The organism is Trinickia sp. HAY1-2D, from assembly GCF_056754935.1.
The window spans coordinates 610,906-623,325 of sequence record NZ_JBPGWX010000002.1; the positions used below are offsets into that span (position 1 = coordinate 610,906).

General features: G+C 65.1%; 11 protein-coding genes. 8 read left to right on the forward strand and 3 right to left on the reverse strand.

Annotated features, from left to right (window positions below; genetic code table 11):
* Positions 1-19 precede the first annotated feature (19 nt).
* The 4 genes from ACR9ZC_RS09850 to ACR9ZC_RS09865 all read left to right on the forward strand — a co-directional run bounded on the left by ACR9ZC_RS09850 (position 20) and on the right by ACR9ZC_RS09865 (position 3,583).
* Positions 20-571, forward strand: coding sequence for an LPS-assembly lipoprotein LptE (locus ACR9ZC_RS09850; RefSeq protein WP_331568730.1), 552 nt, complete (start codon positions 20-22; stop codon positions 569-571).
* Positions 572-602: 31 nt separating this feature from the next.
* A complete protein-coding gene (gene holA, locus ACR9ZC_RS09855; protein ID WP_481580136.1) occupies positions 603-1,694 on the forward strand; it encodes a DNA polymerase III subunit delta in 1,092 nt (363 codons plus the stop codon).
* 162 nt (positions 1,695-1,856) lie between these two features.
* On the forward strand, positions 1,857-3,143 hold the full coding sequence (locus ACR9ZC_RS09860) for a glutamate-5-semialdehyde dehydrogenase (RefSeq protein ID WP_481580137.1): 1,287 nt from the start codon (positions 1,857-1,859) through the stop codon (positions 3,141-3,143).
* Between the two features lie 23 nt (positions 3,144-3,166).
* Positions 3,167-3,583, forward strand: a complete 417-nt coding sequence (locus tag ACR9ZC_RS09865) for a CopD family protein (RefSeq protein ID WP_481580138.1) — start codon at positions 3,167-3,169, stop codon at positions 3,581-3,583.
* 10 nt (positions 3,584-3,593) lie between these two features.
* Here the strand turns inward: ACR9ZC_RS09865 and ACR9ZC_RS09870 are convergent, their stop codons facing one another.
* Entirely contained in the window at positions 3,594-4,436 is an 843-nt protein-coding gene (locus ACR9ZC_RS09870; RefSeq protein WP_331568724.1) for a MurR/RpiR family transcriptional regulator, read from the reverse strand.
* Between the two features lie 284 nt (positions 4,437-4,720).
* Here ACR9ZC_RS09870 and edd point away from each other — a divergent pair, with 284 nt between their 5' ends.
* The 4 genes from edd to ACR9ZC_RS09890 all read left to right on the forward strand — a co-directional run bounded on the left by edd (position 4,721) and on the right by ACR9ZC_RS09890 (position 9,331).
* Positions 4,721-6,613 carry a phosphogluconate dehydratase gene (edd, locus tag ACR9ZC_RS09875; RefSeq protein ID WP_481580139.1) on the forward strand — a complete coding sequence of 631 codons (1,893 nt, stop codon included), beginning with the start codon at positions 4,721-4,723 and terminating at the stop codon, positions 6,611-6,613.
* Between the two features lie 9 nt (positions 6,614-6,622).
* Positions 6,623-7,258 carry a bifunctional 4-hydroxy-2-oxoglutarate aldolase/2-dehydro-3-deoxy-phosphogluconate aldolase gene (eda, locus tag ACR9ZC_RS09880; RefSeq protein WP_481580140.1) on the forward strand — a complete coding sequence of 212 codons (636 nt, stop codon included), beginning with the start codon at positions 6,623-6,625 and terminating at the stop codon, positions 7,256-7,258.
* A 131-nt stretch (positions 7,259-7,389) separates the two neighbouring features.
* Positions 7,390-8,769: a GntT/GntP/DsdX family permease gene (locus ACR9ZC_RS09885; protein WP_481580141.1), complete on the forward strand. Its 1,380-nt coding sequence runs from the start codon at positions 7,390-7,392 to the stop codon at positions 8,767-8,769.
* 49 nt (positions 8,770-8,818) lie between these two features.
* The gene (locus ACR9ZC_RS09890; RefSeq protein ID WP_481580142.1) at positions 8,819-9,331 is read left to right on the forward strand and encodes a gluconokinase; all 513 of its coding nucleotides are present in this window, start codon (positions 8,819-8,821) and stop codon (positions 9,329-9,331) included.
* Between the two features lie 84 nt (positions 9,332-9,415).
* On the opposite strand, the gene purB is transcribed toward ACR9ZC_RS09890, so the two are convergent.
* Positions 9,416-10,804, reverse strand: coding sequence for an adenylosuccinate lyase (purB, locus tag ACR9ZC_RS09895; protein ID WP_481582634.1), 1,389 nt, complete (start codon positions 10,802-10,804; stop codon positions 9,416-9,418).
* Between the two features lie 200 nt (positions 10,805-11,004).
* Entirely contained in the window at positions 11,005-12,405 is a 1,401-nt protein-coding gene (locus ACR9ZC_RS09900; RefSeq protein ID WP_481580143.1) for an MFS transporter, read from the reverse strand.
* Between the last annotated feature and the right edge of the window lie 15 nt (positions 12,406-12,420).

Consider the following 12,420-nt stretch of genomic DNA (forward strand, 5'->3'; position numbering starts at 1 on the left):
GACCCTTTTGGGAGCCAATGTGATTCGCCGATCATTTCTCGCCTTTCTGGCGGCAACGACGATGCTGAGCGCGTGCGGCTTTCAGCTGCGCGGGCAGCAGAACTACGCGTTCAAACGGCTCGCCGTCTCGGGCGGGACGCCTGTCGTCGCCGCGCGCCTCACGCGCATGGTGCAAGGTGGCAGCGACACCGTCATCGTCCACTCGCCGGCGAATGCGGACGCCATTCTGACGATCTCGGAAAGCCGCGGGCAATCGACGTTGACGCTCAATACGCAGGGCGTGGCCGAGGAGTATCTGCTGACCTACTCCATGACCTACTCGCTCGTCGGCGCGGATGGTGCGCTACTGATCCCACCGAGCATCATCGCGCTGAACCGCGCGATGACGTACAGCCCTAGGTACACGACGGCGAAACAGCAAGAGTCGGAGTTGCTTTTCGCGGACATGCAAAACGATGCCGTCGATCAGCTCACGCGCCGTCTCGGTGCTGTGCGCTCGCTGCATCCGGCGCCGAGCGAGCAGGCACCGGCCGTCGCGCCGCGCGCGCCGCTGCCGCCGCCGCCGCTTTGATGGCTGCGCTGCCAAGTCCGGAGCACACCGCATGCAGCTACGACTCGACGCGCTTGAACCGCATCTGACCAAGGGGCTCGCGCCGCTCTACGTCGTCTTTGGCGACGAGCACCTGCTCGTGCAGGAGGCGAGCGATCGCATCCGCGCCGCGGCGCGCGCGGCGGGTTTCACCGAGCGGTCCGTGTTCACCGTCGAGCGCAGCTTCGATTGGAGCTCGCTCATTGGGGCGAGCCAGTCGATGTCGCTCTTCGGCGATCGCCAACTCGTCGAGTTGCGCATTCCTTCGGGCAAGCCCGGCAAGGAGGGTGCCGACGCGTTGAAGACGCTCGCCGCGGCCGGCAATCCCGATGTTCTGATGCTCGTCACGTTGCCGCGTCTGGATGCCGCGACGCAAAAGTCCGCGTGGTTTTCGGCCCTGGAGCAGGCCGGCGTCGCGCTGCGTATCGACCCGGTCGATCGCGCGCAATTGCCGAACTGGGTGGCCCAGCGTCTCGCGCAGCAAGGCCAGCGGGTGCCGCCCGGAGAGCAAGGGCGGCGTGCACTGCAGTTCATTGCCGAGCGCGTGGAGGGCAATCTGCTTGCCGCGCATCAAGAGATTCAGAAGCTCGGGTTGCTTTATCCGGCCGGCACGCTGACATTCGAACAGGTGCACGACGCGGTGCTCAACGTCGCGCGTTACGACGTCTTCAAGCTCAATGAGGCGATGCTCGCGGGCGATGTCGGCAGGCTCGCGCGAATGCTGGACGGCCTGAAGGGCGAAGGCGAAGCGGCCGTCCTCGTGCTTTGGGCGCTCACCGAAGAGGTGCGCACGCTGCTGCGTATCAAGCGCGGCGCGGCGGCGGGCAAGCCGCTCGCGACGCTGTTGCGCGAAAACCGCGTCTGGGGGCCGCGCGAGCGCCTGGTCGGCCCGGCGCTCGGAAGGTTGACCGAAAGCGTCCTGGAGCAGGGGCTGGTGCTGGCCGCGCAACTCGACAGGCAGGTGAAGGGCCTGACGGGCGCCATGCCGGGCGGGCGCTGGCGCGACGCGTTGCCGCCCGATCCGTGGGACGGCCTTTTCGAGCTTGCCGCGCTCGTTGCCGCGCCGGGCAAGCGCACCGCACCCGCGCCGGGCAAGGCTGCGTGAGCGGCCGGCGACGGTGCTGGTCCCGCGCTCGCGGCGCCTGCGGCCGGTTGCGCTTACAATCGGTGCATCGCGGCTTGTCATGCCGCTATCGCCATCCCTATCCCTAATCAGCCTGAAGCATCCGCATGGCGCGCACTGCGCGCACGATCGACGAGAAGCAAGATGAATATCGACGAATACATGACCGGCGTCGGCCGGCGCGCCCGCCAAGCATCGCGGGCGATGGCGCGTGCCTCGAGCGCGGCGAAAAACGATGCACTCGAGGCGATTGCCTGTGCCATTGAGCGCGAGGTGCCGGCACTGAAAGCCGCCAACGCGGGCGACGTCGCGCGCGCGCGGGACAAGGGACTCGATGCGGCGTTCGTCGATCGGCTGACGCTGTCCGACAAGGCGATCGCGACGATGATCGAAGGGCTGCGCCAAGTGGCCGCGCTGCCCGATCCCATCGGCGAAATCGATGGTCTCAAGTACCGGCCGAGCGGCATCCAGGTTGGGCGGATGCGTGTGCCGCTGGGCGTTGTCGGCATCATCTACGAATCGCGGCCGAATGTGACGATCGATGCGGCGGCGCTGTGCCTGAAGTCGGGTAACGCGACGATTCTGCGCGGCGGCTCCGAGGCGCTCGCGTCGAACTCGGCGCTTGCAGTGTTGATCGGCGAAGGCCTCGCCGCGGCGGGTTTGCCGCGCGATGCGGTCCAGGTCGTCGAGACGGCCGATCGCGCAGCCGTCGGCAAGCTCGTCACGATGACGGAGTTCGTCGATGTGATCGTGCCGCGCGGGGGCAAGAGCCTCATCGCGCGCCTGATCGAGGAAGCGCGCGTGCCGATGATCAAGCACCTGGACGGCATTTGCCATGTCTATGTCGACGATCGCGCCGATATCGCCAAGGCGCTCGCCGTGTGCGACAACGCGAAGACGCACCGCTACGGTACCTGCAACACCATGGAGACGCTGCTGGTGGCACGTGGCGTCGCGCAGGTCCTGCTGCCGCCGCTCGCGCGGCTTTATCGTGACAAAGGCGTCGAGCTACGCGTCGATGCGGCCGCGCGCGCTGCGCTCGAAGTTGCCTGCGGGAGCGATGCCGCGGCGTTCGAGCTCGTCGATGCGACCGAGGCCGACTGGCGCACCGAATATCTTGCACCCGTGTTGGCGATCAAGGTCGTCGATGGAATCGATGCGGCCATCGAGCACATCAACACCTACGGCTCCGCCCATACCGACGCCATCGTGACCGAGGACCACGACCGCGCCATGCGCTTTTTGCGCGAGGTCGATTCGGCGAGCGTGATGGTCAACGCCTCGACGCGGTTTGCCGACGGTTTCGAGTACGGGCTCGGCGCGGAGATCGGCATCTCCAACGACAAACTCCATGCACGCGGGCCGGTCGGTCTCGAGGGGCTCACATCGTTGAAGTACGTCGTGCTCGGTCATGGAGAAATAAGGCAGTAAGAACGAACCCTAGGACGATAACCATGCTCTGGATCAAGACGTTTCATATCGTCCTCGTTGCATCCTGGTTTGCCGGCCTTTTCTATCTGCCGCGGATTTTCGTCAATCTGGCCATGGAAACCGAGCCGGCCGCTCAGCGCCGGTTGCTGACAATGGCGCGCAAGCTTTTTCGGTTCATGACCTTCATTGCCGTACCCGCACTCGCGTGCGGTCTGTGGCTTTGGCTCGTCGTGGGTATCGGGCAGGGGCAAGGATGGATTCACGCGAAGCTCGGCGTGGTCGTGCTGCTCGTTCTTTACCACGCCTATTGCGGCCGCTTGCTGCACGTGTTCGAGCGCGGCGAGAACCGCCGCTCGCATCGCTGGTATCGCTTCTTCAACGAACTGCCCGTGCTGGGATTGTTGGCGGCCGTGGCGCTCGTCGTCGTCAAACCGTTCTGACGACTGTCCATCAGGCGTCGATTTCGATGCGACGGCGCGTCAGCGTCGCTTTCGCTTGCGCCAGCTTGTCGACGAGTTCCGCGCCGCGCGTGAGCGCCACACCGACGGCAAGAATGTCGCCGATCGCAAGATGCGACATGCGCGAAGTCATCGGAGAAAAGATATCCGTTTCCTCGGCGACGTTCGCCGATAAGCTCACCGTCGCGAGCCGCGCCAGCGGCGAGTGACTATGCGTGATGGCAACGACGCTCGCGCCGCAGCCGAGCGCCGATTGCGCGGCATCGACGATATCGCGTGTGCGCCCGGTGTTCGATATCGCCACCACCACATCCCCTTTATTCAGCAACGCGGCCGACATCGAATACGTGTGCGGATCCGCATAGGCCACGCTCGGAATGCCGAGCCGGAAGAACTTGTGCTGGATGTCCTGGGCGGCAATGCCCGAGCCGCCCGCCCCATAGAACTCGATGCGCGAGGCCTGGCCGAGCAGCTCGACCGCCTTCGCGACGCTCGCGGCCGACAGGCTGTTGCGCACTTCGATCAGTGCGCCGATCGTTCTATCGAATATCTTCGCGATGATGCCGGGCGCCGGCTCGTCGTGGCGGACGTCGCGGTAGACCGAAGGCACGCTTTGCGCGATGCTTTGAGCGAGGCGGATCTTGAACTCGCGAAAGCCGCCGCAGCCGAGCGCATGGCAAAAGCGCGCGATCGTCGGCTGGCTCACGCCGGCTCGCTTGGCGAGTTCGGTCATCGCGAGATCGAGCACCTCGCGGGGCGTATCGAGCACGTAGTCGGCCAATTTGCGTTCGGAGGGGCGCAGTTGCATGCGCATTGCTTCAATTCGGGCGAGCATGGCAGTCGGACCGCGCGGGGGCGGCGGGCAAGCGGTTGTCGGCGAATAGTATCGCGGTTTGTGTGTAGAAAATCTACACGAAGATCGAGCTGACGATGTCTGCGGGCGCTTAATTCATGGCTGTATGGCGGCCATTTCTCGCGGATAGGCATTGAAGTCATGTAGTTTTTCTACTAAACTGGCTGCGCTCAAAACGATTCAGCTCATCAGGCGGCCCCGCGCGGCCGCATCGCCTCACATGCAAGGCGCCGCGAGCGCCGTCTTCCGGTAAGGAGCGTTTCTCCATGGTTTCGCCGCATTCCACGCTGATTCAAGTAACCAGACGCATCGTCGAACGGAGCCGGGCGACGCGCGAGGCCTATCTCGCGCGTATCGACGCCGCGCAAGGCCGGTTTCCCGCGCGCGGTGTCTTGTCCTGTGCCAATCTGGCGCATGGTTTCGCCGGCCTCGAAGGCAACGACAAACTCGCCATCAAGGCGCAACGCGCGCCGAACATCGGGATCGTCTCGTCTTACAACGAGATGCTGTCGGCACATGCGCCGTACAAGGATTTTCCGGACCTCATCAAGCGCGCCGCGCGCGAGAACGGCGGCGTCGCGCAATTCGCGGGTGGGGTGCCGGCCATGTGCGACGGCATCACACAGGGCAATCCCGGCATGGAGCTGTCGCTTTTTTCGCGCGAAGTCATCGCGATGTCGACGGCTGTCGCGCTGACGCACAACATGTTCGATGCGGCCCTGTGCCTCGGCATCTGCGACAAGATCGTCCCGGGCCTGTTGATCGGCGCGTTGCAGTTCGGCCATCTGCCGACGATCTTCGTGCCGGCCGGGCCGATGACGAGCGGCTTGTCGAATGACGATAAAGCGAAGATCCGTCAGCAGTTCGCAACGGGCCAGGTCGGGCGCGACGCGCTGCTCGAAGCCGAGTCGGCCGCTTATCACGGGCACGGGACCTGCACGTTCTTCGGTACAGCGAACAGTAACCAATTGCTGATGGAAGTGATGGGATTGCATTTGCCCGGCGCGGCGTTCGTGCATCCGCACACACCGTTGCGCGACGCGTTGACGGCTGCCGCCGCACGCCGCGTGCTCGATCTCACCGTGGAGCGCGGCAATTACACGCCGATCGGCCACGTGATCGACGAGAAGGCGATCGTCAACGGCATCGTGGCACTGCTCGCCACGGGCGGCTCGACGAACCATACGCTGCACCTCGTCGCCATCGCGCGCGCGGCGGGCATTGTGATCGACTGGGACGACTTCGACACCCTGTCGCAAGCGGTGCCGCTGCTCGCGAAGATCTATCCGAACGGCAAGGCCGACGTGAATCACTATCATGCGGCAGGCGGCATGGCATTCCTCGTGCGCAATCTGCTCGAGGGCGGCTTGCTGCACGACGATGTGCACACCGTCGCGGGCAAGGGGCTCGCGCATTACACGCAGGAGCCGCGTCTCGTCGATGGCGAACTCGCCTGGGTACCCGGTGCCGAGACCACCGGCGATGCCAGCGTACTGCGGCCGATCGGCGAGCCGTTCCAGCCCGACGGCGGGCTGCGCCTTATGCAAGGCAAACTGGGCCGCGGCGTCATCAAAATCTCCGCCGTGGCGAGCGAGCATCGGAGCGTGCGCGCACCGGCGATCGTCTTCGAATCGCAGGAGGCGGTGCAAGAAGCGTTCGACAATGGTGAGCTCAAGCGCGACTTCGTCGCTGTCGTCCGTTTCCAAGGCGCGCGGGCGAACGGCATGCCGGAGCTTCATCGTCTCACGCCATTGCTCGGCGTACTGCAGGATCAGGGTTTTCACGTCGCATTGGTGACCGACGGCCGGATGTCGGGCGCATCGGGCAAGGTGCCCGCCGTCATCCACGTCTCGCCCGAAGCGCTGCTGGCCGGGCCGCTCGGGAAGGTTCGCACCGGCGACATCGTCACGATCGATGCCGAGCGTGGCGTGCTCGATGTCGAAGTCGACGAGGCCGAATGGGCCGCGCGCGCCGTCGATGCACCGAAGCATCAGGCCGAAAACGAAGTCGGCTTCGGCCGCGAATTGTTCGGCGTCTTTCGCGCGGCCGCGTTGCCGGCGGAAATGGGCGCCTCCGTGTTCGGCTCCCTCGTCCCACAGGGACTTCCGTTGGTCGTCGGAGAGCAGGCCGAACGACATATTCATGCCATCGAGCGATAAGGAGTGCAGATGAAAAAGATCGAAGACATCGTCCGGCTCGGCCCGGTCATTCCGGTGCTGGCATTCGAGTCCGTCGAGCAGGGCGAGCACGTGTCGCGCGCGCTCCATGCGGGCGGCGTCAAGGTGCTCGAAATCACGTTGCGTACGCCGGCCGGGCTGCAGGCGATCGAGCGGGCGAGCCAGCTTGCGACCGATATCGTCGTCGGCGTCGGTACCATTACCGAGCCCGGGCAGTGCGCACTGGCCAAGAAAGCGGGGGCGCAATTCGGCGTGTCCCCGGGGCTTACGAAGGACATGCATAAGGCTGCTCAGGATGCCGGGTTGCCGCTCTTGCCCGGTGTCATGACGCCCACCGACATCCTGCTCGCGCTCGAACTCGGCTATGAGATCGTGAAGTTCTTCCCCGCACAGCAAGCGGGTGGGGTCGCGATGCTGCAAGCGTTCCATGGCCTGTTCCCGGCGCTCAAGTTCTGCCCGACCGGCGGCATCACCGCCGAGACGGCGCCGAATTTCCTCGCGTTGCCGAACGTCGTCTGCGTCGGCGGTTCCTGGTTGACGCCGAAGGCGGCGCTGGCCGCCCACAAGTGGGACGAAGTCACGCGCCTCGCGCGCGGCGCCTCGGAGCTGGCCGCGCATCAGCATTGACGCAGCGCGGGAAGCCGCGCTTTCTGAGCCGTTCTATCGCCGCGCCGTCTGTCCGCCTACAATGCAGCGACGGCGCGGCGCATCGCGCCCGGTCACTTACCTTCATTGCATGACAAGCCAAGGAGGGTTTCATGGGATCGGTCCACGGCGGCCTGTTGCTCCTTTACGCGGTGATCGCGATTGCAGTTCTCATCATTCTGATCACCCGCTTCAAGCTCTACCCGTTCATCGTTCTGATCCTCGTCTCGCTTGCTTTGGGCATGGCGGCGGGCATGCCGATGGACAAGATCGTCAAATCGTTCGAGGCGGGCAACGGCGGCACGCTCGGCCACATCGCGATCGTCGTGGGTTTGGGTACGATGCTCGGCAAGATGATGGCGGAGTCCGGCGGGGCCGAGCAGATCGCCACCACGCTCATTCGCTGGTTCGGCGAAAAGAACATCCACTGGGCGATGCTGTTCGTCGCCGTCATCGTCGGTTTGCCGGTCTTCTTCGAAGTCGGCTTCGTGCTGCTGATTCCAATCGCATTCAACGTCGCGAGGCGGACCGGTAAATCGCTGCTGCTGATCGGCTTGCCGATGGTGGCGGGGTTGTCCGTCGTGCACGGACTCATCCCGCCGCACCCGGCGGCACTGCTTGCGGTGCAGGCGTACGGCGCGGACATCGGCAAGACAGTGGCCTACGGGCTCATCGTCGGCGTGCCGACCGCGCTCGTTGCCGGTCCGATTTTTGCGCTACTCATTTATCGCCACGTCAAACTGCCCGATACGAATCCGCTCGCCGCGCAATTCGTCGAATCCGACGAGGTTGGGGCGGCCGGCACGGGCGCGGCGCGGCGCGCTTTACCGAGCTTCGGGATTACACTTTTCACGATTTTGCTGCCGGTCTTGCTGATGCTGGTGGGGAGTTGGGCCGATCTCGCCTTCGCGCCGAAAACGCTGCCGAACGACTTGCTGCGCTTCGTCGGCAACGCGGACGTGGCGCTGCTCATCGCGGTGCTCGTCAGCTTCTGGACGTTCGGCGCGCTGCGCGGTTTTACGCGCGCGCAGATCCAAAAGTTTTGCGGCGATTGTCTCGCACCGATCGCCGGCATTACGTTGATCGTCGGTGCGGGCGGCGGTTTTGGCGGCGTCTTGCGCGATAGCGGCATTTCGCAACAGATCGTCGCGCTCGCCACGCAGGCGCATCTCTCGCCGCTGTTGTTCGGCTGGTTCGCCGCGGCACTGATCCGGCTCGCAACGGGCTCGGCCACCGTGGCGATGACGACCGCATGCGGCATCGTCGCACCGGTGGCCGCTGCCGGTGTGATGCACGTGCGTCCCGAACTGCTCGTGCTGGCGACGGGCTCGGGCTCGCTCATTTTCTCGCATGTGAACGATGGAGGCTTCTGGCTGATCAAAGAGTATTTCGGCATGACGGTCGGGCAGACCTTCAAGACCTGGTCTTTGTGCGAGACGATCATCTCGCTGCTCGGCCTGGCGCTCACCTTCGCGTTGAGCGCGGTTCTTTGACGCACTTGCCGGCCCCTTGGGGCCCACGGGTGCCGCAGCGGGAGGCGCAATGATTTTGATCGTGATGGGAGTATCGGGCGCTGGCAAGACGCTCATCGGCGAGCTGCTGGCCGAGCGGCTCGGCTGTGGTTTCATCGACGGCGATACGTTTCACAGCGCGGCGAACAAGGACAAGATGGCGCACGGCATTCCGTTGACCGACGACGACCGTTGGCCGTGGCTGGCTTCGATACGCGAGGCGATCCTCGAGGAAGAGAACGCGGGTGAGACGGCCGTGTTCGGCTGCTCTTCGCTCAAGCGCGAATACCGCGACGTGCTGCGCGGCGGCGTACCGCCGGACGGCCGCGTGCATTTCGTCTATCTGAAGGGGTCGTTCGCCGTGCTGCACGAGCGGCTCGGCGCGCGTTCCGGGCATTTCTTCGATCCGGCGCTGTTGCAGAGCCAGCTCGATACGCTCGAGGAGCCGGGCGAGGATGAGGCGATCACGGTCGGCATCGAACCGGCACCCGAGGCGATCGTCGACGAGGTGCTCGCACGGTTGAAGACGATCGGCGTGTCTTAGACCGGGGCCGCTACGGGAGGCGTCGCCGCGAGTGCCACGCGGTCGGCGCTTGGAGCGGCAACGCGGGCAACGGGAGAATACTGGTCAGGCGATCCGTTTCGCCAGTTCCACGGCCTTGCCCGTGTACGAGGCCGGAGTCATTGCCGCGAGGCGTGCCTTCGCATCGTCGGGAATCGCGAGTTGAGCGATGAACTGCTGCAACGCCTCGCGCGTGATGCCCTTTCCGCGTGTCAGCTCCTTCAATTGCTCGTACGGGTTTTCGATGCCGTACCGGCGCATCACCGTTTGCACGGGCTCGGCGAGCACTTCCCAGCAGTTGTCGAGATCCTCGTTCAGGCGCTGCGGATTCGCTTCGAGTTTGTCGAGACCGCGAATCAGCGCGTCATAGGCGAGCAGCGAATAGCCGAGCGCGACGCCCATGTTGCGCAGCACCGTCGAATCGGTCAAATCGCGCTGCCAGCGCGACACGGGCAGCTTGTCGGCGAGGTGGCGCAGCGTCGCATTGGCGAATCCGAGGTTGCCTTCGGAGTTTTCGAAGTCGATCGGATTGACCTTGTGCGGCATCGTCGACGAGCCGATTTCACCGGCTTTCGTTTTCTGCTTGAAGTAGCCGAGCGAGATATAGCCCCAGACATCGCGATCGAGGTCGAGCAGGATCGTATTGGCGCGCGCGACGGCGTCGAAGAGTTCCGCCATGTAATCGTGCGGTTCGATCTGGATGGTGTAGGGATTGAACGTCAACTTCAACCGCTTTTCGACCACCTCGCGCGAGAACGCTTCCCAGTCGAACTCGGGATACGCTGACAAATGCGCGTTGTAATTGCCCACCGCGCCATTCATCTTGCCGAGAATCCGCACCTCGGCGATCCGCTCGATCGCGCGGGCCAGACGCGCCGCCACGTTGGCGATTTCCTTGCCGAGTGTCGTCGGGCTCGCGGGCTGGCCGTGCGTGCGCGAGAGCATCGGTTGCTCGGCATGCGCGCGAGCCAGCGCGACGAGCCGGCTTTCGACCGAACGCAGCGCGGGCAGGATCACGTGCTCGCGTGCGCCGGCGAGCATGAGCCCGTGGGAGGTATTGTTGATGTCCTCGGACGTGCAGGCGAAATGAATGAATTCGCTTGCGCGCTCGAGCTCGGACTGGCCTTTGACCGATTCCTTGAGCCAGTACTCGACCGCCTTCACATCGTGGTTCGTCACGCGCTCGATCTCTTTGATCCGCGCGGCGTCGTGGGCCGAAAAGCGTTCGACGAGCTGCAGCAGGAACCGCTCCGATTCGCCCGAAAAGCGCGGCACTTCGGCGAAGCCCGCGTGCGAGAGCGCGATGAGCCAATGCACTTCGACGGTGACGCGGTGGCGCATGAAAGCGGCTTCGGACAGCCAATCGCGCAGGGCTTCAGTCTTGGCGGCGTAGCGGCCGTCGAGCGGTGAGAGTGCGGTGAGGGCAAAAAGGGTATCGGCGCGGGTATCGGACATGATGGGGCGACGGAGCGCAGCAAGCGCCCGTTCGTAAGCGGCAAGGGAATCGCGCATTTTACCATCGAGCGGGAACGCCGCTGCCGAGCGGGAACCGCCGCTCGTGTCTCCGGCTGCCGGTTGCCGCGTCGCCAAAGAAAAAGGCATGCGTTGCCGCATGCCTTGCAAAGAATGACGCGCGCGAAGTGCGCGAACCTGACTCAGTCGCCCGCTGTGGCCGTGCGACGGATGCCGGCCGTCGCCGCGGGGGCTGCGACCGGCGCGCCCGGCGCCGCCCAGACGAGCCATTGCGCGCGCAGCGCGAGGACGGCCAGGCACGCGCAGGCGGCGAGCGCGCCGAAGGTGGCGAAGCCCATCTGGTAGCTCCCGGTGCTTTCCTTGGCGATGCCCATGACAACCGGCAGATAGAAACCGCCGATGCCGCCCGCGGCGCCCACGACACCTGACAAGAGGCCCGTCTTGCCTTTCCAGCGATGCGGCACGAGCTGGAACGTCGAGCCGTTGCCGAGTCCGAAGGCGAGATACAGGCACACGAGGATCGCGATGCCGCCGCTCAACGGCGGCATCCATGCCGCGAACAGCAGATCGGCGGCCGAGATGACGGCGAGGAGGACGACGAGGGCGCGCACGCCGGTCACGCGATCGGCCAGGTAGCCGCCAAGCGGGCGTACCATCGCGCCGAGGAACGCAAGCAGCGACATGAACAGGCCGGCTTCGAGTTTGGGCATTTGATAAAGATTCGTGAGCAGCAGCGTCACATACGACGACATGCCGACGAAGCCGCCGAACGTGATGCTGTAGACCAGCATGATGACCCACGTGTCGCGTTCTGCCAGCACGCTCCGGTAACGCGCCGGCAACAGCGCGATCGCGCCGATCGCGCCGAGCACCGGCAGGAGCAGCAGGCCGGTCTTGCCCGTGCCGAACACACCTGCTTTCACCGCGAGGACGAGCACGATGAGGCCCGCGAGCGTGGCGATGAAGCTGCCGGTTGCGCGCAGCGTACTGCCGGTCTTTTCGCCGCGGTCTTCCGCCCATGCGAAGATCGCGAGGCCCGCGATCGCAAGCAGCGGCAGCGCCGCCGCGGTGGCCATTTGCCAGCCGAGCACAGCCGCGACGCGCGGGAACAGGAACCCGTCGAGCACCGCGCCGATGTTGCCGGCGGCGGCCAGGCCGAGCACGAGGCCCTGGACTTTCGGGGGATAGCTGCTGCCGGCCATCGGAAGCGCGACGGCGAAGCTCGCCCCGCCCATGCCGAGAAACACGCCGAGTACGAGCAGGAGTGTGTAGCTGGGCGCTGCGGGCCAAAGCGGCAGCACGATCGTCGGTAGCGCGGACAGCAGCACGCCGACGAGCGCAATGCGCCGTCCATTGGTCGATTGATAGAGGTTGCCGAGCGTCACGCGCAAAATCGCGGCGGCCAGTACCGGGACGGCGACGAGAAAGCCTTGCTGCGCGGCCGTCATCGCTATGTCCTTGCCGATGAACGGGGCGAGCGGGCCGTAAAGCACCCATACGGTAAAGCCGGTATCGAAATACAGGAAACAGGCAAGCAGCGATCGCCAGTTGCCGCTCTGTAGCGCGTGTTGCAGATTCTTCATGACAGCCTCGCGGGT

Excerpts from the sequence above, each read along its gene's own strand:
- holA (WP_481580136.1), top strand. The coding sequence starts at position 603 with ATGCAGCTACGACTCGACGCGCTTGAACCGCATCTGACCAAGGGGCTC.
- ACR9ZC_RS09860 (WP_481580137.1), top strand. The coding sequence starts at position 1,857 with ATGAATATCGACGAATACATGACCGGCGTCGGCCGGCGCGCCCGCCAA.
- ACR9ZC_RS09865 (WP_481580138.1), top strand. The coding sequence starts at position 3,167 with ATGCTCTGGATCAAGACGTTTCATATCGTCCTCGTTGCATCCTGGTTT.
- ACR9ZC_RS09870 (WP_331568724.1), bottom strand. The coding sequence starts at position 4,436 with ATGCTCGCCCGAATTGAAGCAATGCGCATGCAACTGCGCCCCTCCGAA.
- edd (WP_481580139.1), top strand. The coding sequence starts at position 4,721 with ATGGTTTCGCCGCATTCCACGCTGATTCAAGTAACCAGACGCATCGTC.
- eda (WP_481580140.1), top strand. The coding sequence starts at position 6,623 with ATGAAAAAGATCGAAGACATCGTCCGGCTCGGCCCGGTCATTCCGGTG.
- ACR9ZC_RS09885 (WP_481580141.1), top strand. The coding sequence starts at position 7,390 with ATGGGATCGGTCCACGGCGGCCTGTTGCTCCTTTACGCGGTGATCGCG.
- ACR9ZC_RS09890 (WP_481580142.1), top strand. The coding sequence starts at position 8,819 with ATGATTTTGATCGTGATGGGAGTATCGGGCGCTGGCAAGACGCTCATC.
- purB (WP_481582634.1), bottom strand. The coding sequence starts at position 10,804 with ATGTCCGATACCCGCGCCGATACCCTTTTTGCCCTCACCGCACTCTCA.
- ACR9ZC_RS09900 (WP_481580143.1), bottom strand. The coding sequence starts at position 12,405 with ATGAAGAATCTGCAACACGCGCTACAGAGCGGCAACTGGCGATCGCTG.